Annotated in this window: 21 protein-coding genes; 9 read left to right on the top strand and 12 right to left on the bottom strand. The window is 69.6% G+C overall.

From position 1 onward, the window contains the following. A partial coding sequence (locus tag H5J26_RS03460; RefSeq protein WP_235980369.1) for a PfkB family carbohydrate kinase occupies positions 1 to 450 on the top strand: 450 nt, incomplete at its 5' end. Between the two features lie 56 nt (positions 451 to 506). Here H5J26_RS03460 and H5J26_RS03455 read toward each other — a convergent pair. Both H5J26_RS03455 and cdgB read right to left on the bottom strand, forming a co-directional pair. Then, positions 507 to 1,457 (bottom strand): hypothetical protein, encoded by a 951-nt coding sequence (locus H5J26_RS03455; RefSeq protein WP_181764168.1) that lies wholly within the window; start codon positions 1,455 to 1,457, stop codon positions 507 to 509. A gap of 155 nt (positions 1,458 to 1,612) precedes the next feature. After that, positions 1,613 to 3,253: a diguanylate cyclase CdgB gene (gene cdgB, locus H5J26_RS03450; RefSeq protein ID WP_181764167.1), complete on the bottom strand. Its 1,641-nt coding sequence runs from the start codon at positions 3,251 to 3,253 to the stop codon at positions 1,613 to 1,615. A gap of 579 nt (positions 3,254 to 3,832) precedes the next feature. On the opposite strand from cdgB, the gene H5J26_RS03445 reads away from it, so the two are divergent. Further along, positions 3,833 to 4,366 (top strand): flavin reductase family protein, encoded by a 534-nt coding sequence (locus tag H5J26_RS03445; RefSeq protein WP_181764171.1) that lies wholly within the window; start codon positions 3,833 to 3,835, stop codon positions 4,364 to 4,366. A 97-nt stretch (positions 4,367 to 4,463) separates the two neighbouring features. On the opposite strand, the gene arfB is transcribed toward H5J26_RS03445, so the two are convergent. Next, a complete protein-coding gene (gene arfB / locus H5J26_RS03440) occupies positions 4,464 to 4,901 on the bottom strand; it encodes an alternative ribosome rescue aminoacyl-tRNA hydrolase ArfB (protein WP_181764166.1) in 438 nt (145 codons plus the stop codon). Positions 4,902 to 5,069: 168 nt separating this feature from the next. On the opposite strand from arfB, the gene H5J26_RS03435 reads away from it, so the two are divergent. Further along, a complete protein-coding gene (locus H5J26_RS03435) occupies positions 5,070 to 5,645 on the top strand; it encodes a TerD family protein (RefSeq protein ID WP_181764165.1) in 576 nt (191 codons plus the stop codon). 132 nt (positions 5,646 to 5,777) lie between these two features. Then, on the top strand, positions 5,778 to 6,275 hold the full coding sequence (locus H5J26_RS03430) for a hypothetical protein (protein WP_181764164.1): 498 nt from the start codon (positions 5,778 to 5,780) through the stop codon (positions 6,273 to 6,275). Between the two features lie 73 nt (positions 6,276 to 6,348). On the opposite strand, the gene H5J26_RS03425 is transcribed toward H5J26_RS03430, so the two are convergent. The 5 genes from H5J26_RS03425 to H5J26_RS03405 all read right to left on the bottom strand — a co-directional run bounded on the left by H5J26_RS03425 (position 6,349) and on the right by H5J26_RS03405 (position 10,939). Continuing rightward, the gene (locus H5J26_RS03425) at positions 6,349 to 7,023 is read right to left on the bottom strand and encodes a pentapeptide repeat-containing protein (protein WP_181764163.1); all 675 of its coding nucleotides are present in this window, start codon (positions 7,021 to 7,023) and stop codon (positions 6,349 to 6,351) included. Between the two features lie 54 nt (positions 7,024 to 7,077). Beyond that, a complete protein-coding gene (locus H5J26_RS03420) occupies positions 7,078 to 7,878 on the bottom strand; it encodes a GNAT family N-acetyltransferase (RefSeq protein WP_181764162.1) in 801 nt (266 codons plus the stop codon). A gap of 97 nt (positions 7,879 to 7,975) precedes the next feature. Further along, complete coding sequence (locus tag H5J26_RS03415) at positions 7,976 to 8,332, bottom strand: cupin domain-containing protein (RefSeq protein WP_181764161.1); 357 nt, start codon at positions 8,330 to 8,332, stop codon at positions 7,976 to 7,978. Positions 8,333 to 8,544: 212 nt separating this feature from the next. Next, positions 8,545 to 9,402: a lysozyme gene (locus H5J26_RS03410; RefSeq protein WP_181764160.1), complete on the bottom strand. Its 858-nt coding sequence runs from the start codon at positions 9,400 to 9,402 to the stop codon at positions 8,545 to 8,547. A 238-nt stretch (positions 9,403 to 9,640) separates the two neighbouring features. Next, entirely contained in the window at positions 9,641 to 10,939 is a 1,299-nt protein-coding gene (locus tag H5J26_RS03405; RefSeq protein WP_181764159.1) for a hydroxyacid-oxoacid transhydrogenase, read from the bottom strand. 274 nt (positions 10,940 to 11,213) lie between these two features. Between H5J26_RS03405 and H5J26_RS03400 the strand changes: the two genes are divergently transcribed. Next, positions 11,214 to 11,960, top strand: coding sequence for an SOS response-associated peptidase (locus tag H5J26_RS03400; RefSeq protein ID WP_181764158.1), 747 nt, complete (start codon positions 11,214 to 11,216; stop codon positions 11,958 to 11,960). A gap of 9 nt (positions 11,961 to 11,969) precedes the next feature. Here H5J26_RS03400 and H5J26_RS03395 read toward each other — a convergent pair whose 3' ends face one another. Then, entirely contained in the window at positions 11,970 to 13,247 is a 1,278-nt protein-coding gene (locus H5J26_RS03395; RefSeq protein WP_181764157.1) for an RNA polymerase sigma factor, read from the bottom strand. Next, positions 13,244 to 13,660 carry a YciI family protein gene (locus H5J26_RS03390; protein WP_181764156.1) on the bottom strand — a complete coding sequence of 139 codons (417 nt, stop codon included), beginning with the start codon at positions 13,658 to 13,660 and terminating at the stop codon, positions 13,244 to 13,246. Before H5J26_RS03390 ends, H5J26_RS03395 begins: the two co-directional genes overlap by 4 nt. A gap of 223 nt (positions 13,661 to 13,883) precedes the next feature. On the opposite strand from H5J26_RS03390, the gene H5J26_RS03385 reads away from it, so the two are divergent. Continuing rightward, positions 13,884 to 14,783: a class I SAM-dependent methyltransferase gene (locus H5J26_RS03385; protein WP_181764155.1), complete on the top strand. Its 900-nt coding sequence runs from the start codon at positions 13,884 to 13,886 to the stop codon at positions 14,781 to 14,783. A 60-nt stretch (positions 14,784 to 14,843) separates the two neighbouring features. Here H5J26_RS03385 and H5J26_RS03380 read toward each other — a convergent pair whose 3' ends face one another. After that, positions 14,844 to 16,148 carry a glycosyltransferase family 4 protein gene (locus H5J26_RS03380; protein ID WP_181764154.1) on the bottom strand — a complete coding sequence of 435 codons (1,305 nt, stop codon included), beginning with the start codon at positions 16,146 to 16,148 and terminating at the stop codon, positions 14,844 to 14,846. A gap of 305 nt (positions 16,149 to 16,453) precedes the next feature. Between H5J26_RS03380 and H5J26_RS03375 the strand changes: the two genes are divergently transcribed. After that, positions 16,454 to 16,708: a hypothetical protein gene (locus H5J26_RS03375; protein WP_181764153.1), complete on the top strand. Its 255-nt coding sequence runs from the start codon at positions 16,454 to 16,456 to the stop codon at positions 16,706 to 16,708. 243 nt (positions 16,709 to 16,951) lie between these two features. Continuing rightward, complete coding sequence (locus tag H5J26_RS03370) at positions 16,952 to 18,487, top strand: MFS transporter (protein WP_181764152.1); 1,536 nt, start codon at positions 16,952 to 16,954, stop codon at positions 18,485 to 18,487. Positions 18,488 to 18,602: 115 nt separating this feature from the next. On the opposite strand, the gene H5J26_RS03365 is transcribed toward H5J26_RS03370, so the two are convergent. Beyond that, the gene (locus H5J26_RS03365) at positions 18,603 to 18,986 is read right to left on the bottom strand and encodes a hypothetical protein (protein ID WP_309237757.1); all 384 of its coding nucleotides are present in this window, start codon (positions 18,984 to 18,986) and stop codon (positions 18,603 to 18,605) included. Positions 18,987 to 19,401: 415 nt separating this feature from the next. On the opposite strand from H5J26_RS03365, the gene H5J26_RS03360 reads away from it, so the two are divergent. Next, on the top strand, positions 19,402 to 20,445 hold the full coding sequence (locus H5J26_RS03360; protein ID WP_181764151.1) for a DUF4349 domain-containing protein: 1,044 nt from the start codon (positions 19,402 to 19,404) through the stop codon (positions 20,443 to 20,445). Positions 20,446 to 20,456 lie beyond the last annotated feature (11 nt).

Here is a 20,456-nt window from a genome sequence, read left to right as displayed (position 1 = left end):
GGACCCCGTAGTCCGAGTCACGAACCGCTCCGCCGCGGCCTCGCCGCCCGCCCCGACCTGGTCAAGCCCAACGCCGGCGAACTCGCGGGGATCACCGGCACCACCGAACCTCTGCGCGCGGCGCGCGCGGCGCAGCGGCGGGGAGCCCATTCGGTCGCCGTCTCGATGGGCAGCGAGGGGATGCTGCTCGTCACCCCCGAAGGCACCTGGCAGGCGGCGCCGCCCGCGCCCATCGCCGGCAATCCCACCGGAGCGGGCGACTCCGCCGTGGCCGGGCTGCTGTCCGGAATGGTCGAGGGACTGCCGTGGCCGGACCGGCTGGCGCGGGCGGTCGCGCTGTCGGCGGCGACCGTACGGGCGCCGACCGCCGGTGAGTTCGACGAAGAGGTCCGCGCGGACCTGCTGCCGCGCGTGAAGGTCACCGAGTACGACGAGCCCGAAGCGGACTGAGAGGCACGTCCGTCGGCGGAGGGGGCGAAGCGGCCCGCCCCCTCGCGGTCACACGGTCAACGCTTGAGCTTGCCCGCCTTCAGCCAGACCTGGTCGAGGTTGAAGTCGCACTTGTTCCCCTGCTCGCAGGAGATCTTGAAGGTGTTCTGTCCCTGCTTGAGGTCGACCCAGGCGTAGGTCTCCGTCCAGCCCTTCGCCCAGTCGCCTTCCTCGGCATCCCCGAAGTTGGACATGTTGAGCGGCTGCTGACGGGGCTGGCCGTTGATCGTGAGCGTCGAGTCGGCGTCATGGCCGGGCACGCCGTACCGCACGAAGAAGGTGTAGATGCCGGCCTTCGGCACGTCGTCGACGGTCCACGTCGCCGAGGCACCGCCGTTGTTCATGCCCGCGACGTAAGAGCCGTTGCTGCCCTGGGCGTTGGGCACGTCGCTCGCGAGCGAGGCCCCGCCGGCCAGCGCGAGGCTGGCGGCGTCCTGCTTCGAGGCGACGGTCTTCCCCTTGCGCGGCTTGCCGGGCTTGTTCTGGTCCTTGCCCTTGCCCGCACCGGCCCCGGCAGAGCTGCCCGCCCTGCTGCCCGGGTCGTCGCTGTTGAAGTAGATGGCGGCACCGATGCCGATGACGACGGCTGCCACGACAGCTATCGCCCCGACGAGCAGACCGTTGCGGTTGCGTCCCCCGGAGCCGCGGCCTCCGCCATAGGTGTCGTCGAACCCGTCGCTGTGGTGCTGGGCGGCCGCGCGGCCGCCGGGCATCGTCTCGGGCGCGGCGTAGTGCGCGTTGGGCTGCTGCTGTCCGTAGGTGGTCTGCTGAGTGCGCTGGGCGCCGTACTGACTGCCGTACTGGCTGCCGTACTGGCGCTCACCGACCGCGCGGACCTGGTTGTACGAGCGTCGGGGAGTCCCGGTTTGTGGCGCCGGAGACCCCTCGCCGCCCTGCTGGCGGTACAGGTAGGCAAACGGGTCGTCGCCCTCCGGCGTGGCGCCGGTGCCGTCGTTCTCGGCGGTCATCCCCTGTCACTCCCTACTGCGTCAGGTATCCGGCCGAGCCTACCTCTCCCGGGTGAGGCCCACGCCAACAGCGGGATGATCAGAGGGAGGCCGTGACGTGAAACTTCTTACCGCCTCCGCGCCGCCCGTTCCCCCACGCCTGCGGGCCTCCGCGCCTATCCGGCGCGACGCTGGCCCTTCGAGCGGGAGCGCTTCTCGACGTACATCCGCTGGTCGGCCGATTGGAGCACTTCTTCGGCGGTCATCCCGCATCCCGCCCAGCCGATGCCGAAGCTGGCGCCGACGCGCACGGCACGGCCGTCCACGCGGATCGGCGGAATGATGGCGTTGCGCAGCCGGACCGCGAGGTCCTGCGCCTCGGGCGGGCCGACCCCGTCGGTGAGCACCACGAACTCGTCGCCGCCCATACGGGCCACGGTGTCGTTGTCGCGCACACCGGCCGAGAGCCGGCGGGCGACCTCGACGAGAACCGCGTCGCCGCAGTTGTGTCCGAACCGGTCGTTGATCGACTTGAAGCCGTCCAGGTCGCAGAAGAGGACGGCGAGACCCTTCTCACCCGGAGCCGCGCCGGTGGGCGGCACCGCGTGCGTGTGATGCGGGTCGTACATGCCCGTGGACGAGAGCACACCCGAGCCCGCGTCCTCGAAGCTGAGGCCGGGGGCCAGCCCGTTCTCGCGTCCGTTGATGTCGGTATGGGCCACGCCCGAGATGGCGGGACCGGGGCGTGCGCAGAGCCGCCCGCCGAGACGGGCGCGCAGCTCGGCGCTGTTGGGCAGCCCCGTGAGGGAGTCGTGGCTGGCGCGGTGGGCGAGCTGCAGCTCGTGCCGCTTGCGCTCTTCGATGTCCTCGACGTGCGTGAGCAGGAAGCGGGGGCCGTCGGCGGTGTCGGCCACCACGGAGTTGCGCAGGGAGACCCACACGTACGAGCCGTCCCGGCGGGCCAGCCGCAGCTCGGCCCGCCCGCCCTCCGCGGAGGTGCGCAGCAGCTTGCCGATGTCCTCGGGGTGGACGATGTCGGAGAAGGAGTAGCGCCGCATGGCCGAGGCCGGACGGCCCAGCAGCCTGCACAGCGCGTCGTTGATCCGGATCAGGCGGCCGTGCTGGTCGCCGCCCATCTCGGCGACGGCCATCCCGCTGGGCGCGTACTCGAACGCCTGCCGGAAGCTCTCCTCGCTCGCACGCAGCGCCGACTGCTCCCGCTCGAGACGCACCAGCGCGCGCTGCATGTTGGAGCGCAGGCGTGCGTTGCTCAGAGCGATGGCCGCCTGTGAGGAGTACAGCTGAAGTGCTTCACGCCCCCATGCGCCGGGGCGCCGCCCGTTGCGCGGCTTGTCGACGGTGAGCACGCCGAGCAGTTCGCTGTCGGAGGCGTACAGCGGGGCGAAGAGCCGGTCCATCGGGTGCCAGTCCTCGGGCTGCTGCGGCGCCGGACCGGTGGTGTGCCACTGAGGGACGTCGTCGTCGTCGAGGACCCAGCCCTCGGTGTAGGGGATGAAGCGCAGGTTGCCCCACTGCTCCCCCATCGACAGCCGCCGGTCCCACGAGGCCCGCGAGCCCACACGCCCCGCCATCATCGCTTCGGCGCCCTGGCTGCCGGCGACGGCGGCGACGACCAGGTCGCCTTCGGGACGTACGAGGTTGACCGCGGCGATCTCGAAGCCGAGCCCTTCGACGACGCCGTCGGCGACCGTCTGCAGGGTGTCGGCGAGGCTGCGCGCAGTGCTCAGCTGCGCCACGACGATGTGCAGCTGCCGCAGGCTGGCAAGGCGGACATAGGGCTCCGACTCGGTTTCCATCGCCCTCCCCCTGAGCCTCGTCCGTCAACTCCAGGTGTTCGCGGGACGTCATTGTCCGACTGCCACGGCCACTGAATCACAGCGAGCTGTTCTCCAGGTACACAGGGTCAACAATTAGTGCCCGCTGTGACTCAAGTCACAACTGTACGCAGCCCGTTGACTCCTCTCCGTAGGAGCCTGTCACACCCGGGGCCACCGGTCGAAGCAAACCGACTGAACGACCGGTCATGAGACCGTACGGCGTTACCGGAGCGTAGAGCGCCGAATGCGCCCTCTTTCGCGCCCCCAACTCCCTTTCAGCGCACACCTTGAGGGCCGGGAGACGCATCCCACATGTCGTCGCTCACACCAGCCCCTGGTCACGACCTCGCCACCGCACATCCGCAGAAGCGGCACGAGCGGAATACACGATGGTCACGTGTCGGCTCCTTCTCGGGCTTTCTCGCGCCTTCCCCCGGATGGGCCTCTGGTCCTGGTCCCAGGGCCCGATGCACGGTGCACGGAGCAGCGGTTAGCGTTCTTGACGTGTCCCACGCAGTGCAGCAGCAGACGAGCCCGAGCCCCTCGGGCGACGAACCGATGCCCCATGCTGATGGGGTGAGCGAGGACGAGTTCCGGGCGGCCATGGCGCGGCTGGCGGCAGGTGTGGTGCTGGTGACGGCGTACGACCCCGACGACGGCCCCGAGGGCGCCGACGTCGGGATGACCGCCACGGCCTTCATGTCCGTCTCGCTGGAGCCGCCGCTGGCCATGGTCAGCGTCCGCGACGGCTCCCGGATGGACGAACTGCTGGAGCGGGAGCCCCTGTGGGCGGCCTCCCTGCTCACCGAGAAGCAGCGCCAGACGGCCGGCCGCTTCGCCATGAAGGGCAGGCTCAGCGACAGACTCCTCTTCCGGGAGCTCCCGCACATCCGCGGCGAGGCCTCCGGCGCGCCCCTGGTCGACGGGGCGCTGGCCACGATCGAGTGCAGCACGGAGCAGCGCGTACGGGCCGGCGATCACACGCTGGTCATCGGACGGGTCCTCGCAGCGGGCCTGCCGCACGCCCCCGACAACGGGCCGCTCGTCTACTTCCGCGGGCGCTACCACTCGCTGTCCAAGGGCGGGTCCTGACGGATCGCGGGCCGAGGGGCGGCGCGGCCCGGCCGCGGGCCCGGGCGGTTGCGTGAACGGCGCGGGCCGGCCCCGATGCGCCCCTCGGCGACCCGCTTCAAGACCAGTCGCGGCCCGACCGTCCCCGCTTGAGATCGCCCCGCTGCTGCTTCTTCCGCAGCCGCCGCTCGTTGACCCCGCGCGGAACCTTCTTCTTCCGGCGAGCGCGCGGCGGCGGCGCCGTGGCCTCCGCCAGCAGCGCGGCCATGCGCTCGCCTGCCGCCTCGCGGTTCCGCCACTGCGAGCGGTGCTCACTCGCCCGTACGACGACGACTCCGCCGGCTACGAGCCGTCCCGTGCCGGCAAGCCGCTCCAGCGCCCGCTCCTTCCAGACCTCGGGCAGCGCCGTCGTGGCCGCCAGGTCGAACCGCAGCTCCACCTGTGTGTCGCTCGTGTTGACGTGCTGCCCGCCCGGCCCCGACGAACGCGTGAAACGCCACACCAGCTCGGCCTCAGGCAGGGAGACGGAGCCACGTATGACGTATGGAGGGGACATACGGTCAATGGTGGCGCCTTCCCGGCGCCGCCGTCACCGCGTTTTCCGCCCTACGGCGCCCCGGAGAAGCAAGAACGTCGAGAATGCTGGAACCCGTCCCTCCATCAGGTGCGTTGTGCAGGGTGAGAAACAGACCACGAACGGCCTCACCGAAAGAAGGGCATCCCCATGGCTGTAAGCCTGTCCAAGGGCGGCAACGTCTCCCTCACCAAGGAGGCACCGGGCTTGACCGCCATCACGGTCGGCCTCGGCTGGGACGTCCGCACCACCACGGGCACGGACTTCGACCTGGACGCGAGTGCCATCGCCGTGAACCCGACCGGCAAGGTCTACTCCGACCAGCACTTCGTCTTCTTCAACAACAAGGCGACCCCCGACCAGAGCATCGTCCACACCGGCGACAACGTCACCGGTGAGGGCGAGGGCGACGACGAGCAGATCAACGTCAACCTCGCGGGTCTCCCCGGCGACGTCGACAAGATCGTCTTCCCGGTCTCCATCTACGACGCCGAGACCCGCAGCCAGAACTTCGGCCAGGTGCGCAACGCCTTCATCCGCATCGTCAACCAGGCGAACCAGACGGAGATCGCGCGCTACGACCTGAGCGAGGACGCGGCCACCGAGACGGCCATGGTCTTCGGCGAGCTGTACCGCAACGGCGCAGAGTGGAAGTTCCGCGCGGTCGGCCAGGGCTACGCCTCCGGCCTCGTGGGCATCGCTCAGGACTTCGGCGTCAACGTCTGACCCACGCGCTCACACGGCAACGGGCGGTGCCCCCTCGGCGGGGCACCGCCCGTTCCGCATCCTCCGTCCCGGCTGCCGCACCCCACGGGGCTCCCCACCTCACCCACGGCCCGCCGTGACACGATCGGCCCCGTGCTCGACATCGGTTACTCGCTCTCCCGCCGCTTCCCGGATCCGCCGCAGACGGACTACCGGACGGCAGACGTACGGGCGCTGCGGCACGACCTGTTCAGCGGCGACGTCTATCTCGCGGACACCGCTGAGGACCGCGAACTGTCCACGGCGTGGGGCTGGTTGCCCGTGCTCGACTTCGCCTGGGCCCTGTGCGACATCGTCGAGCAGCTCGACACCGACCCGCGCGGCAGCCGGGCCGCCGGACCGCAGCGCGCCGAAGTGGACTTCACCGAGAGCACGGAACGGCTGCGCTTCGAGCGCCGCTTCGGCTGGGTCGACGTCACGGCGGACTGGAACGCCGCCGACGAGGCTCCTCTGACGTTCCAGCACACCGAACTGCGCCGCGAGGCACGCGACTTCCTCCACGACCTCCTCGCGGATCTGACGGACATGCACGAGGGGCTGGAGGACAACCCCGCCCTGTGGACGCTGCGGGCGCGCTTCCCCCGCGTGTGACGCGAGCCGCCCCGAGGCTCATCGGCCCCACGCCGGACGGCCGTCGTGAAGCTGCGCCGGCCGCACCTCGGCGTCAGGACCCGACCCGTACGCCGATCTCCGCCGCGAACGCCGTGGCCAGATCCATCAGTTGGGACGAGCTGATCACGGCACCCGCCAGCCGCCCCACGCCCGCCGTGATCTCCAGCTCTGCCGCCTCACGCAGATCCACGTCCTTCAACGTCGCCTGGGTGAAGTCCGCGCCGCGCAGCACACATCCGGGAAAGGCGACGCGTTCCAGCTTGGCTCCCCCGAAGTCCGGCTCGACCAGGACGCAGTTCTCGAAGGTGACGTCCATCAGCGTCGCCTGGCGCAGGTTCAGGAAGTCGATCTTCCCGCCGCGCACGAGCACCCGGGACATCCGCGAACCGTGTATCTGCCCGCCGCCCAGCCTGGCGTCCAGCACCTCCACGTCGCGCAGCTCGGCTCCCGCCAGATCCGTACCCACGCCCGTGACGCCGTCCAGCACGCTGTCGAGCAGGCGCACCCGCTCCCAGCGCGCCTCGTCGAGCGAGCAGCGATACAGGCCGCAGTCCAGGAACGTGGCCCCGGCGCCGTCCGTGCCGCCCAGGTCCAGATCCTCGAAACCCACCCCGTCGTAGTCCCCGTCCGGGCTCAGGCCGCCCCCGTCCGCCGCGTACGGGCGCAGCTGAGGGAGCGACACCTGCGGCCGCTGCGGCGCCTTCACCGCCGTGCTCTTCTTCGCCATCGCCACATCGTGCACCCCGCCACTGACAAGTGATGCGAGGGCGAGTGGGAGCACTCAGCGCGCGGGCGCGGGTGCTGCCCGTACGTAGGACGTGGTCGTCGTCACCTCGCGGAATCCCAGGCGGCGCAGGATGGGAGCACTCTCATCGGTGGCGTCCACATGGAGGTGCGGCACGCCCTGCTCGACGGCGAGCGCGGCGCGACGTGCGACCAGCGCCCGGTAGATGCCCTGCCCTCGCCATCCGCGCAGCGTCGACCCTCCCGAAAGGGTGGCGAAGTCGGTTCCGGGCCTGAAGAGGATCCATCCGGCACAGATCACCTCGCCCTGGGCCTCGGCCACCAGGACGGCCGTCTCTCCGGGTGCGGCTTCGAGCCTCGCGGTCAGGGCGTCGCCGAGCCAGCTCTCGTTGCGTCCCCAGACTGTGGATTCCATCGCGGCGATGCGCCGCAGGTCCTCCCGCGACCGGACCCGGCGCACCACGACGCCCTCCGGCACCAGCGGCGCCCCGGCGCTCTCCGGCGCCGACCCGATCAGTACGGACTTCCGCCGCTGCGGTGCGAATCCCGCGGCGCGCAGACGGGGGCGCAGGTCGGCCGGTCCGTCGTGGCCGTGGGTCCGCCACTCGACGGCCTCTCCTCGGGCGGCGAAGTAGTCGCGCTGAGCCGCGATGAGACGGTCCAGCTCGACGCCCCGCAGTCCGGTGTCGGGCAGAACGGTGACGACGTGGCCCCGCGCTTCGCCGACGATGCGCACCACCGGCCCGTCCTGTTCGTGGACGACCCCCGCCGGCAGGGTGCGCAACGTCCCGCGCATCTGTGCGTCGTAGAGCGCACGTAAGTGGTCGGTGTCCGTCACGACAAACACCCTACGGACGAGTAGCGGCGGTCGCCGCTGAATCAGCAGGTCCGGCGGTGACCGCCTGCGCCGGCTACGGAAGGCGCGGAGATTCAGCTCATGACCTGCCGTACTCGGTCGCCATCGACCCGGCGAAGTCGTACATGATCACGGGCTCGTCCCCCACGACCCAGGCGTCGTGCCCGGGGGAGCAGACGAAGACGTCGCCCGGCCCGACCTCGCTCTCCGTGCCGTCGTCCATCCTCACGCGCATGCGCCCCTGCGCCATGAACCCGTTGTGATGGACCTCGCAGCTGGCGGTGCCCGCTATCGGACCTACCGACTCCGTCCAGTGCCAGCCGGGCTCGAAGGTGGCAACGGCGAAGTCCAGCCCGCTCAGATGCAGCGCTTCGATGTGTCCCCGGGGAAAGTCCCGCCGTTCGTCGGCCTTGTCGATCGTCTTGACTTCCATCATGACGAAATTCCTCCAATCGCCCCCCTGCCCCTTCCATGGTGCGACTGCGGAGGCACAAGCGACGAACGGTCCGATAAGGGACTTCTCGCGGGCCGCCCCTGAGCGGGCCGAGGTCTCGGCCAGGACCGGCGGACAGACCGGTGGCCCCCGGAAGCGAGTTCCGGGGGCCACCGATGAATCCGAAGCGTGCGATGCGGTGCGGAAGGACGTGATCAGCCGGTGGCGAGCACCTTGAGACGGCTGTACGCACCGTTGAAGCGGTTGTGGTCACCGACGGTGGGCCCCGTCGAGGTGTACTGCCAGAAGGTGTGAAAAGGCCATCCGCCCGGCAGCGAGCCGACGGAGGTGCCCCAGCTGGGGATCCACAGGGGGTTGGTCTTGCTGAACTTCGTCGAGTTGCCGGTGCACTTCTTCCACCAGGTGGCGGAGGTGTAGATGACGGCGTCCCGGCCGGTGCGGGTGCGGTAGGTCTTGGTGAAGTCGCTGATCCAGTTGACCATCGCCGCCGTGGACTTGCCGTAGCAGGCGGCACCGTACGGGTTGTACTCCACGTCCAGAGCGCCCGGCAGGGTCTTGCCGTCCCGCGACCAGCCGCCTCCGTGCGAGGCGAAGTAGTTGGCCTGGGCGGCGCCGCTGGAGTTGGACGGCAGCGCGAAGTGGTAGGAGCCCCGGATCATGCCCGACTTGTACGAGCCGTTGTACTGCTGAGCGAAGTTGGGGTTCTTGTAGCTCGTGCCCTCCGTGGCCTTGACGTAGGCGAAGCGCGCGCCGCTCTTGTACAGCGAGGCCCAGGGCACGTTGCCGTTGTGGCTGGAGACGTCCACACCTTCGACGGATGCGGCGAGCGTCCTCGTCGACGACTCGTCGGCCGGTGGGCTGATCCCTTCGTTGATGCTGATGGTCGAGCCCATCCAGTCCTTGTCCGGGTGGGCCAGTCGCTCCCCCTCGCCTCCCGCTTCGGCCGTTCCGGGCAGTACGAGCAGGAGGGCGAGAGCGGTGAGGAGTACGGCGGGGGTCCCCACCGTGCCGGTGCGGGTACGGCGCGACGGGCCGGACCTGGGCAGTGGCATGCGTGCCTCCGTAGATGTCGATGAGTCGCGCAGCAGCAGCCTCGAATGTAACGGCACATAAACGTATTAATCGGACGCCTCGCCGTACCCCAAGGGCCACGCGCAGGAACGCCCGCAGGGGCCCGGAGAGGCGGTGACGGGCCCGCTTCCCGTCACCGCGTCCGGAATCCCGAGGGGCAGCGCGTGCACGCGATCGACATCCCCGGGCCACCACTGAGGCGCGGCCCGGGAAGGACGGCTACCAGTTCTGGACGGAGTTGCGGAGGATCTCCGCGATCTCCTCCTCCCCGACCGGGCGGGGGCAGGTGGTCAGCAGGCGCTGCTGCTTCATCGTGCCCGGCACCAGATCCGGCACGTCGCTCTCGTCGTAGCCGACGGCGCCGATGCCGTTCGGGATGCCGATCTCACGCATCAGGTCGATGAGCACCTGCGGCAGCTGCTCGGCCGGATCGGACAGCTTCTCCTTGTCCGGCGCCAGCAACTCCGCGGCGCGCAGATGCCGTTCGGGGGCCGCCTGGAAGCTGAACCGGAACGCCTCGGGAGCCGTCAGCGAAACGGACTGACCGTGCGGCACCATCGGCTCGTCCTGGGGATACCCGGCCGGCCGGTAGTCCTTCACCATCCCCGCGATGGGGTAGCCGTTGGCGTGCGGAATGTGCACCCCCGAGTTGCCGAAGCCCATCCCGGCGAAGGTGGCCGCCATCATCATGTCCGTACGGGCCTGCACGTCCTCCCTCCCGTCGTGCACCGCCCGGCGGAACGACGTCGCGATCAGGGACATGGCCTTCTCGCACCACAGGTCGGAGACCGGGTTGGAGCCGCAGTAGGTGACCCGCTCCTCGGGCTTGCGGCGGGCGGACTCCGCGTACCACCTGGCGGTGTAGGACTCGAGCGCGTGGCAGACGATGTCCATGCCCGCCGACGCGGTCACCTCCGGCGGCAGGGTCATCGTCAGCAGCGGGTCGACCACGGCGAGGGTGGGACGGAGCCGCCAGTGGCTGATCCCCGTCTTGACCTTCATCGACAGGATGTCCAGCACGCACATCGCCGTGCTCTCCGCGCCCGTGCCCGCGGTCGTCGGCACGGCGATCAGCGGCTTGAGCTGCGGCGGCGGCACCTTCGCCCTGCCGATGGGCTTGTTGACGTAGTCCATCAGCTCGCCGGGGGCCGATGTCAGCAGGTTGACGGCCTTGGCGGTGTCGATGGCCGATCCTCCGCCGACCGCGATGAAGCCGTCCCACGGGCCGTGGCCCTCGGCGTACTCGATGGCGGCGGCGAAACTCGCGTCGTTCGGCTCGACGTGGACACCGTCGTAGACGGCCGCGGTGACGCCGTAGCGCTTGAGGTTGTCCACGATGCGCTGCGGAACGCCGAGGGCACCGACTCCGGGGTCGGTCAGGACGAGGACGCGCTGAGCTCCGTACTGCGTCATCTCGAAGCCGATCTCGTCGGATGCGCCGGCCCCGAACTTGAGCGGGGGCGCACCCCAGGTGAAGATCGTCTCCTCGGTCGGATCGATGTCGTTGCCAGAGTTCATCGGAATTGCGCCTCCACGTTCGCAGTTGAGGTCGGCATCGGCCCCGGTGACCAAGCATGCATGTCCCGGCCGAGGCGTGCGGAACTGCCGGATCCGGTTACGGCCGCATCCGGAGACCATAGGTGCGCCCCCGCTTCGCCGACAGGCCACCCGGAGCCGGACCGTGCACGGCGCGGGTCCGGTGCGCTGCTCGACCCTCACGCACGGAAGCCGGAGTCGCACACCCGGCGCACGACCACATGGGCTTCCCCTCCCGGCGTGGCAAGGTGGACGCATGTGCGGCAGATACGCCTCGACTCGCAGCCCGGAGGACCTGGTCGACCTCTTCCATGTCGACCAGTGGAACCCGGAGCAGGTACTGGCACCGAACTACAACGTCGCCCCGACCGACGAGGTGTGGGCGGTCCTGGAAGCGGCCGACCGTGAGACCGGGGCGGTGGAGCGTCAACTGCGGCCGCTGCGCTGGGGGCTGGTGCCGTTCTGGGCGAAGAGCCCGAACGTCGGCGCCAAGATGATCAACGCCCGGGTGGAGACCGTCCACGAGAAGCCGGCCTACCGCCGCGCGTTCGCCAAGCGCCGCTGCCTGCTGCCGGCCGACGGCTTCTACGAATGGCAGACCGTGCCGGCGACGGGGACGCGGAAGGCCTACAAGCAGCCGTACTTCATCAGCCCCGAGGACGGGCAGATGATGGCGCTGGCCGGGCTGTACGAGATCTGGCGGGATCCCGAGCGCGACAAGGACGACCCCGCAGCATGGTGGACGACCTGCACCGTCATCACCACGGAGGCCACGGACGCGGCCGGGAGGGTCCATCCCCGCATGCCGCTGGCCCTCGACCCCGCCGACCAGGCCTCCTGGCTCGACCCCGCACACGAGAATCCCGACGAGCTCCGCGCACTCCTGACCTCCCCCGCAGGGGGCCATCTGGACGCGCGCGCGGTCTCCACCGCCGTCAACAACGTGCGCAACAACGGCCCGCACCTTCTCGACCCGGCGGAAACCGGCAGCTCCGGCAGCTGAACCCCGCCTCTACGTTCCCTGGTCCGGATCCTCCTGCGCCCCGTCCTCCGGCACATCCGTGCGCAGCCGCGCGGCCCGCGTCCGGAGGTAGTGCCTCTCGGGGACGCTGAGCGTGCGCTGCGCCGCCAACCGGTAGGCGTCCCGGGCGGCTTCGGCGTCCCCCGCTCTCTCCAGCAGATGGGCCCGTACGGCATCGATGCGGTGATGTCCCTCCAACCGCGCCTCGAGCCCGGCGACTTCGGCGAGCCCGGCCTGCGGCCCGTGCACCATCGCCACGGCCACGGCCCTCCCGAGTCCGGCCATGGGGTCGGGCTCGATACGCAGGAGGACGTCGTACAGGGCGAGGATCTGCGGCCAGTCGGTGTCCTCGACGCGGGCGGCCTCGTCGTGCAGGGCCGCGATCGCCGCCTGCAACTGGTAGGCCCCCGCCTGCCCTTGGGACAGCGCCTCCTCCACCAGGGTGGTGCCCTCGGCGATCGCTTCCCGGTCCCAGAGGGTGCGGTCCTGCTCGTCGAGCGGAATCAGCTCCCCGTACGGTCCGGTGCGCGCCTCACTGCGTGCCTCCGTGAGAAGCATCAACGCCAACAGCCCGGTCACCGCTCCCTCTTGGGGCAGCAGTCTGCGTACGGCCCTGGTCAGCCGGATCGCCTCACGTGCCAGGTCACCGCGGTGCAGATGGCGGCCGGAGGTGGCCGTGTAGCCCTCGTTGAAGATCAGGTAGAGCACCTGGAGCACGGCGCCGAGGCGCTGGTCGCGGTCGTCGCGCCCCGGCTGCCGGAAGGGCGTGTCCTTCATCTTCTGCTTGGCCCGGCTGATCCTCTGCGCCATCGTCGCCTCCGGCACCATGTGCGCGCGGGCGATCTCGGCGGTGGTCAGCCCGCCGACGGCGCGCAAGGTGAGTGCGATCTGCGCGGCGGGGGTGAGCCCGGGATGGCAGCACAGGAAGAGCAGCGTGAGCGTGTCGTCCTCGGACGGTGCGCGGCTCTCGCCGGGCGGCGGCGCCGTGAAGGCGTCCCGCGGGGTGAGCGCTGTGGCCGTCTCCTCGCGTCGGCGCCGCGCCTCGTCGCTGCGAAGCTGGTCCGTCAGCCGGCGCGAGGCGACCTTGATGAGCCAGCCGCGGGGGTTGTCCGGCAGGCCGCGCTCAGGCCACTGCTGGGCAGCGGCGAGCAGCGCCTCCTGTACGGAGTCCTCAGCCTCGCCGAAGTGCCCGTACCGGCGTACCAGCGCGCCGAGGACCTGCGGCGCGTGCAGGCGCAGCAGGTCCTCGACCTCTGTCGTGCGGCTCAACTACCGCCTCCGTCCGCTTCACCGATGGGACGGATCACCACGCCGCTGTCCTCGGAGCCCGCGGGCACCGGGCACTGGGCGACGCGCGCCGCGATCTCTGTGACCCGCTCCAGGCTCGCGCACTCCAGCACCCAGAAACCGGCGAGCAGCTCCTTGGTCTCGCTGTACGGACCGTCCGTGATCACCGGCCGGCCGTCCTTGCCGGCGCTCACCAGACGGGTCTGGGCGGGCTCGGTCAGGCCGTGGGCCTCCAGGAGCTCACCGGACTCGGCGAGGTCGTTGTTGATCTCGCCCATGAAGGCGAACATCGTCTGCAGGTCCTTCTCGCTCCAGACGGGGTGCCCGGGCGACTCCTTGCCGTTCATCGAGTCGTAGTGCGCCTGCGACCCCTGCACCATCACCAGATACTTCATGACTTCGCTCCTTAAGTCCGCAGCAGCCCCTTCTGGGCAACTCTCACAGGGAACGTCGGAGCAGAGGACGTGTTCTCGACACTCCCCGGGAGAATTTCATCCGGGAACGCGCTTCGGGTCCGTGGACGCCGGGTTCGGCGGGTGTGCGGCGGTGCATTCGGCCCAAGCGGGGCGCCCGTAAAACCCATGGCATCGCCGGCCGGGACGCTCGTACCGTCCCCCGATGACGTATCTCAGTGCCCTCGGCTATCTGCTCGGCATCGAGGGCGTGGCGCTGCTGCGGGGCTACAGGGAGGGAAGCGCCGACCGCGCCTTCGTCGAGGCCCGCATCGCCGAGATCCGCGCCCTGCTGGGCAGCACCGACCTCTCGCCGAGCGCGGATGTGACGGCTGCACCCGGGGCGATCACCACCGCCGAGGTGTACAGGGACTGGGCCCCGCACTACGACGCGCCCGGCAACCAGATGATCGACGTCGAGCAGCCGCTCGTTCATCGCATCCTCGACGGCCTGCCGAAAGGCACCGCGCTGGACGCGGCCTGCGGCACCGGCCGGCACACCGCCTTTCTGAACCGACTCGGTCACCGCGTGATCGGCGTCGACCGCTCACCGGAGATGCTCGCCCGAGCACGTAGGCGCCTCCCCGACGTCGACCTCCGGGAAGCAGACCTGCACGAACTGCCGCTCCCCGACGACGCGGTCGACACCGTCGTGTGCGCGTTGGCCTTGTCGCACGTGCCCCAACTCTCCCCGGTGCTGGCGGAGTTCGCGCGCGTACTGCGACCGGGCGGACATCTGGTGATCTCGGACGCACACCTGATGACGTCCTACCTCGCGCCCCTCATGGCCCGCTCGGGACCTGACGGTCGCACCGCGATCCTCGACGAGCACCATCGCCCTCTCAGCGACTATCTGGCCGCCGCGATCCCGCTCGGCTTCCAGGTCCGCCACTGCGAGGAACCCCGCAGGCCTCGGCGCTCCCTCGACCCCGCGTCCGCCCCGGACCCGCTGCCGGCGCACGTCTCCTGGGATCTCCTGCACCGGGTTCCCGAAGCAACCGCCGCGGCTCTGGACGATTCACCGATCGCAGTCGTCTGGCACTTCCAACTCGAGGAGTCGCGGTAGGCGGGCGCCCGGTACCGATCCGGCTTGCCGGTCGGCAACTACACTCAGGACGTTCGAAGTTCAGTCGCCGGCGAGCGACGACACCTTGCTGCGTTCGCTGTTGAGCTCGTCGTGCCGCTCATCCTGGCGTTCGTCCTGGCGTTCGTCGTGACCGTCCTTGTGCGCCTCCGTGGGCTCCGAATCGCGCGGGCGAGCAGCGCGCCGGAGGCGTCGGGGCACGAGTCGTCGGGCCCAGCGTGGCGCGAAGCGGGGCAGCAGCAGGAGGACGAGGCCCAGCAAGCTGAAGAGCACGATGGCCGCTATGACCCAGACGCTTCTGTTGTCCACGGAGAAGGCGATCGTTCCGAAGGCGATGAGTGCCGACCAGAAATACATGATGAGGACGGCGCGGCGGTGCGAGTGCCCGATGTCCAGCAACCGGTGATGCAGATGTCCGCGGTCCGCGGAAAAGGGTGACTGCCCGTTCCACACGCGGCGCACGATCGCCAGAAGGAGATCCGCGACAGGGAGGGCGATGACGGTCAGCGGCAGCAGCAGCGGAATGTAGACCGGCATCATCGCGTGCGTAGCTTCGCGGGTGCTCCCCGTCCTTTCGCCCAGGAGATCCACGTCCACCTGACCGGTGACCGACACCGCGCTCGCAGCGATCACCAGGCCGATGAGCATCGACCCCGAATCACCCATGAAGATCCGCGCCGGATGGATGTTGTGCGGAAGGAACCCCACGCACATGCCGATCAGTACAGCGGCGAACAGCGTTGCGGGAGCGGCCTCTTCGATGCCGTAGCCGTACCACATGCGGTATGCGTGCAAGAAGAAAGCCGCTGCGGCGATACACGTCATGCCGGCGGCGAGCCCGTCCAGGCCGTCGACGAAATTGACGGCATTGATCGTGACGGCGACCACGATCACGGTGAGAAGCATTCCCTGCCAGTCGGCCAGGTGGACCGGACCGATCCCCGGAATCGGCAGCCACAGAATCGTCAGTCCCTGCAGCACCATCACACCGGCAGCGATCACTTGACCGCCGAGCTTGAGCAGCGCGCTGACGCCCCACTTGTCGTCCAGCACACCGAGGAGCCAGATCAAAGAGGCGCCGGAGAGGAGCGCGAACGGTTCGCTCGTCGCGTCGAACACCTCGCGGAGGTTCGTCAGCCGGCTGGCTGTCAGCAGTCCCGCACACAGCCCTCCGAACATCGCGATGCCGCCGAGCCGGGGAGTCGGTTCACGATGCACGTCACGCGCGCGAATCTTCGGCACGGCGCCGATGATGACGGCGAACTTACGTACCGGGCCCGTGAGCAGGTATGTGACCGCAGCCGTGACACACAGCGTCAGTAGATATTCGCGCACAGGTGGTCCCATTGGTCGTCGCCAGTCATGGCAGTCACACAGCAATGTGTCTCGCCATTGCATCATGACGCGAAGAGGAGCCTCGTCCGTCGCAAGTCCTCAAGATCCAACAAAGCCTGCTTTTCGGTGCGTTACGGATCAACCGACATCGTCCGCACACGCCTGGGTCTATGCCCGGCGATACTCGCGGGCTTGGGCGGAGGACGAGCACCCCGTCGCCCGGGGGCAATTGGGCGGGCAATCGGGCATCGTCCGTTGTTCACTACCGGCCCGTCCAAGCAGGACCACGGACTCGGGGAGAGCAGTACGGTGTCGCAATGATGCGATTGCTGACCGGGACTCCGGCGTCCTCTGTGGACCGCGACCGGGCAACCATCAATATCGCGGCGATTGTTCTGACAGGGCTGCTCATGTGCATTTCGGTCGCTGCCCTCGCCATCCCGCTCTTCGCGCTGCTCTCGGGTGACGGCGGGCAATTGACCGCGGTGGAGATCGTCTACGGAGCATGCGGCGTGATCTCCATGCTGATCATCGCCTTACTCGTCGTCCGCTCCCGTCACATGCGCCGCTGACCAAGGCACGACCCGGCGGAGGGCGCGCGTCGGGGCAAAGCAGCCGCGGCCGACGCCGAGCGCCCGGCCTGCCGGAAGCCGAGAAGCCCGGCACGTCCGCCCCCGAACGGGTGCGCCTCCCCGTCGCCGGGCCCCCGACACAGGTGCCCGACGCCGGTGTTCCAGGTGGCGCGGACCGCCGTGCCAGGTGACCGTTGACACACGAAGCGCACAGGTCACGCGGGTCCGGAGGAGAACTGCGCCATGCCCGGGAACCTCGAGAACAAGGGGCAGCTCGACGGCCACGATCCGCAGGCTGTGAAGCGCCACCAGGCGATGTTCCGGGCCATCAGGCGACGCTTGCACCCCGCATGGCGTCGCAGCGACATCACCGTGACCGACGAGCGGTCGGTCAAGCGTGCCGTCCGGGCCGCGGCCCTCGGCAACGCCATGGAGTGGTACGACTTCGGGGTCTACGCCTACCTGGCCGTCACCATCGGCGACGTCTTCTTCTCCGGCCTCAACGGAGGCGCACGCACGCTCGCGTCCCTCGGCACGTTCGCCGTGACCTTCGCAGTCCGGCCGCTCGGCGGCCTGTTCTTCGGGCCGCTGGGCGACCGCATCGGCCGGAAGAAGGTCCTCGCGACGACGATGCTCCTGATGGCCTCGGCGACCTTCTGCGTCGGCCTCATCCCGAGCTACGCCACGATCGGCGTCGTCTCTCCCATCCTGCTGATCCTCTTCCGGCTGCTGCAGGGCTTCTCCACCGGAGGTGAGTACGGCGGTGCCTCGACCTTCATCGCCGAGTACGCATCCGACCGGAAGCGCGGATTCTTCGGCAGCTTCCTGGAGCTCGGCACCCTCATCGGATACGCCGCCGCAGCCTCCATCGCCGCCGCTCTGCAGGCCACTCTGAGCGACGGCGATCTCATCTCCTGGGGATGGCGCATCCCGTTCCTGATCGGCGGCCCGCTGGGCGTCGTCGGCCTCTATCTGCGGCTCAAGCTGGACGAGACGCCCGCCTTCCGCCGTCTGGCGAGCGAGTCCGGCGGGATGACCGAGAACGACGACGGGCTCACTTCGCAGCCGCATCTCTCCGAGCACAGTCACAAGAAGGAGTTCGCGACGATCTTCAAGGCCCAGTGGCGCGTACTGATGCTGTGCATCGCGCTGGTCGCCGCGTACAACGTGACCGACTACATGCTGCTGTCCTACATGCCCACCTATCTCAGCAGCACCCTCGACTACCCGGCGAGTCACGGCACCTTCATTCTCGTGGGGACGATGGTGCTGATGATCTGTGTGATCAACCGGGTGGGGCGGCTCAACGACCGGTACGGGCGCAAGCCGCTGCTGATGACCGGGATGCTGGGCTTCCTCGTCCTGACCCTGCCGGCCTTCCTGCTGCTGAAGCAGGGCAGCCTCATCGCGGTGATCGGCGGCATGCTGCTGCTGGGCTTCTCGCTGGTGTGCCTGCTGGGGACCATGTCCGCCACGCTGCCCGCGCTCTTCGCCACCGACGTGCGCTACGGCTCGCTCGCCATCGGCTACAACATCTCCGTCGCGATCTTCGGCGGCACCACGCCCCTGATCATGGACGGGCTGGTGACGCTCACACACAACCAGCTCATGCCGGCCTTCTACACGACGCTCTTCGCGCTGGTCGGCGTGGTGTCCGTGCTGCTCTTGAAGGAGACCGCGCAGCAGCCGCTGAAGGGCTCGCCCCCGTCGGTGGCGACGGCGGCGGAGGCGAAGGAGCTGGCCCGCCAGTCCCAGGGCGGCAACCGGCCCGCGTTCTGACGCCCCTCCCCGAACGGAGCAGCTCCCGCCGTCTTCGCAGCCGACCACCGCGAGAGCCCGACGAGAATGTCCCGACGGGCGGCAGCGGGAGGCGCCTGCCGTCCGGCCGGTCGGCTCACAGCCTCCCGAACACCACTCCTCGCCAGGTCCACCCCGCCGTGAGAACCGTGTTCCGCAGCGGGTCCTTCAGGTCCGAACTGTCGAAGCTGAACGTCTCGGTCACCTCGAGACCGCCCTCGGCGCCCCGTCCCAGCGTCCATTCCTTGGAGACCGTCTTCACCGGCCCGCGTCCGTACTCCTGCGATACCGGCACTCCCCCGACCCACTTGATCTTCCACTGCTCGTCCAGAGCACGGATCTCGTGGTCCCCCGGCATGATGCGCATCCGGATCCGGATGCGGCGACCGAGTTGAGTGCTGGCGAAGAAGGTCCGCCAGGCCGGCTCCGTCAGCCGCCATTCGGCCACCAGGTCGGCACCCTCCTCGGCTCCGTCCCGCACGACGTAGGGGACGTCCGGACTGTTCAGACCAAGAAGCGCAGCCCGGACCTCCTCCGCTGAGCCCGGGCGCGACGCCGCTGCCGGGTCGCTTCGTGCCGTTCAACTTGTCGAAGAGGCCCATCGATTCAGTTCACCGGTCCTTCGCCGTGGCCACAAGATCTACCGCGCCGGTTCGACGCCCCCAGAGCGTGACAGGCCTTCTCTCCCTCGCGCTCTCCCCCGTGACGCGGGCGCCCGTTCCCCGTCCCCGGTGACAAGCGAGCCCCGCTGACCTCGGGGTTGTACGGAGCCGCAGACCGGGCCCTGATCGAGTCCCGACCGTGACGGCATCGCGACAGGCATCCAGCAACCCCGGCACAGCTCCACCCGTCCAACCGGCAACAGCGACAACCAGCACTGCCACAGGGGGAGCCTCATGAACGATCCAGCACCGCCCACGACGCGAAACCGCCGCAGCCTCGGCCGGCATCCACGCCGTTCGGTCGCGCTGCTCGCAGCAGGGGTGCTCGCCGCGGCGCTGGCCGTCGGGGGCTGCAGCGGCTCCAGCGGGGACTCCGGGAGCGCCGCGGACGAGCGTCAGTACGCGACCGAGGCACCGTCGAACGGCGACGCCGGAGCCGCCGAGACGGCCGACCCCGCCCAGGGATCGACAGCCGACAACCGCCCCGGCGGCCAGGACAGTTCGGCTGGGCAGAAGCCGCCGAAGATCGCATCGGAGAACGTCGTCCGCAAGGCCAGGCTCACCGTCCGGGTCAAGGACGTGTCGTCCGCCCTCGACGACACCCGGACCGTGGTGGAGACCGCCGGCGGCTACGTCGGGGACGAGACCACCGACCGCGACGGCTATGGCCACGAGCGGTCGCACCTGGTGCTCCGGGTGCCGCAGGAGGAGTACGCGGACGTCCTGAAGGAGCTGTCGGGCAGCGGAAAACTCATCGAACGGAAGGTGTCGGCCGACGACGTCACCGACCAGGTGGTGGACGTCGAGAGCCGGATCGACTCCCAGAAGGCAAGCGTCAAACGCGTGCGGGACCTGATGGACAAGGCCACGGAGCTCTCCGACGTCGTCTCGCTGGAGGGCGAGCTGAGCACCCGTCAAGCAGAGCTGGAGGCACTTCAGGCGCGGCAGGCGTCGCTGAAGGACCGTACGAGCCTGGCCACGATCACGCTCGTGCTCTCGGAGACCGAGGTGGAGGAGAAGAAGGACGAGGAGACGGGGTTCACGGACGCGCTGGACGGCGGCTGGGAGGCGTTCGTCACGACGATGCGCTGGGTCGCGGTGGTCATCGGAGCCGCGCTGCCCTTCCTGGCCGCTCTGGCGCTGCTGCTGGTGGTCTGGCGGCTCGTACGTGACCGGTTGCCGCAGCGCGTACGCCGCTCTCCGCGGTCCCCGGTCGTTCCGGCCGGTGCTGCGGGAAGCCGTCCGAAGGTCAAGGAGGAGGCGCCGGAGCGCGACTGAGCAACCACCAA

Origin of the sequence: Streptomyces albidus (ex Kaewkla and Franco 2022) (assembly GCF_013870515.1) — a bacterium.
In the GTDB taxonomy this organism is placed as follows: Bacteria; Actinomycetota; Actinomycetes; order Streptomycetales; family Streptomycetaceae; genus Streptomyces; species Streptomyces albidus.
The sequence above is the reverse complement of the archived record's forward strand: the minus strand, read 5'-3'. Positions and strand labels throughout refer to the sequence as shown.

What these genes read in the sequence shown, in the direction of transcription:
- H5J26_RS03415 (WP_181764161.1), bottom strand. Translation starts at nt 8,332, where the DNA reads ATGATGGAAGTCAAGACGATCGACAAGGCCGACGAACGGCGGGACTTT.
- H5J26_RS03380 (WP_181764154.1), bottom strand. Translation starts at nt 16,148, where the DNA reads ATGGGACCACCTGTGCGCGAATATCTACTGACGCTGTGTGTCACGGCT.
- H5J26_RS03455 (WP_181764168.1), bottom strand. Translation starts at nt 1,457, where the DNA reads ATGACCGCCGAGAACGACGGCACCGGCGCCACGCCGGAGGGCGACGAC.
- H5J26_RS03370 (WP_181764152.1), top strand. Translation starts at nt 16,952, where the DNA reads ATGCCCGGGAACCTCGAGAACAAGGGGCAGCTCGACGGCCACGATCCG.
- H5J26_RS03400 (WP_181764158.1), top strand. Translation starts at nt 11,214, where the DNA reads ATGTGCGGCAGATACGCCTCGACTCGCAGCCCGGAGGACCTGGTCGAC.
- H5J26_RS03385 (WP_181764155.1), top strand. Translation starts at nt 13,884, where the DNA reads ATGACGTATCTCAGTGCCCTCGGCTATCTGCTCGGCATCGAGGGCGTG.
- arfB (WP_181764166.1), bottom strand. Translation starts at nt 4,901, where the DNA reads ATGTCCCCTCCATACGTCATACGTGGCTCCGTCTCCCTGCCTGAGGCC.
- H5J26_RS03360 (WP_181764151.1), top strand. Translation starts at nt 19,402, where the DNA reads ATGAACGATCCAGCACCGCCCACGACGCGAAACCGCCGCAGCCTCGGC.
- H5J26_RS03445 (WP_181764171.1), top strand. Translation starts at nt 3,833, where the DNA reads ATGCCCCATGCTGATGGGGTGAGCGAGGACGAGTTCCGGGCGGCCATG.
- H5J26_RS03410 (WP_181764160.1), bottom strand. Translation starts at nt 9,402, where the DNA reads ATGCCACTGCCCAGGTCCGGCCCGTCGCGCCGTACCCGCACCGGCACG.
- H5J26_RS03435 (WP_181764165.1), top strand. Translation starts at nt 5,070, where the DNA reads ATGGCTGTAAGCCTGTCCAAGGGCGGCAACGTCTCCCTCACCAAGGAG.
- H5J26_RS03405 (WP_181764159.1), bottom strand. Translation starts at nt 10,939, where the DNA reads ATGAACTCTGGCAACGACATCGATCCGACCGAGGAGACGATCTTCACC.
- H5J26_RS03390 (WP_181764156.1), bottom strand. Translation starts at nt 13,660, where the DNA reads ATGAAGTATCTGGTGATGGTGCAGGGGTCGCAGGCGCACTACGACTCG.
- cdgB (WP_181764167.1), bottom strand. Translation starts at nt 3,253, where the DNA reads ATGGAAACCGAGTCGGAGCCCTATGTCCGCCTTGCCAGCCTGCGGCAG.
- H5J26_RS03425 (WP_181764163.1), bottom strand. Translation starts at nt 7,023, where the DNA reads ATGGCGAAGAAGAGCACGGCGGTGAAGGCGCCGCAGCGGCCGCAGGTG.
- H5J26_RS03375 (WP_181764153.1), top strand. Translation starts at nt 16,454, where the DNA reads ATGATGCGATTGCTGACCGGGACTCCGGCGTCCTCTGTGGACCGCGAC.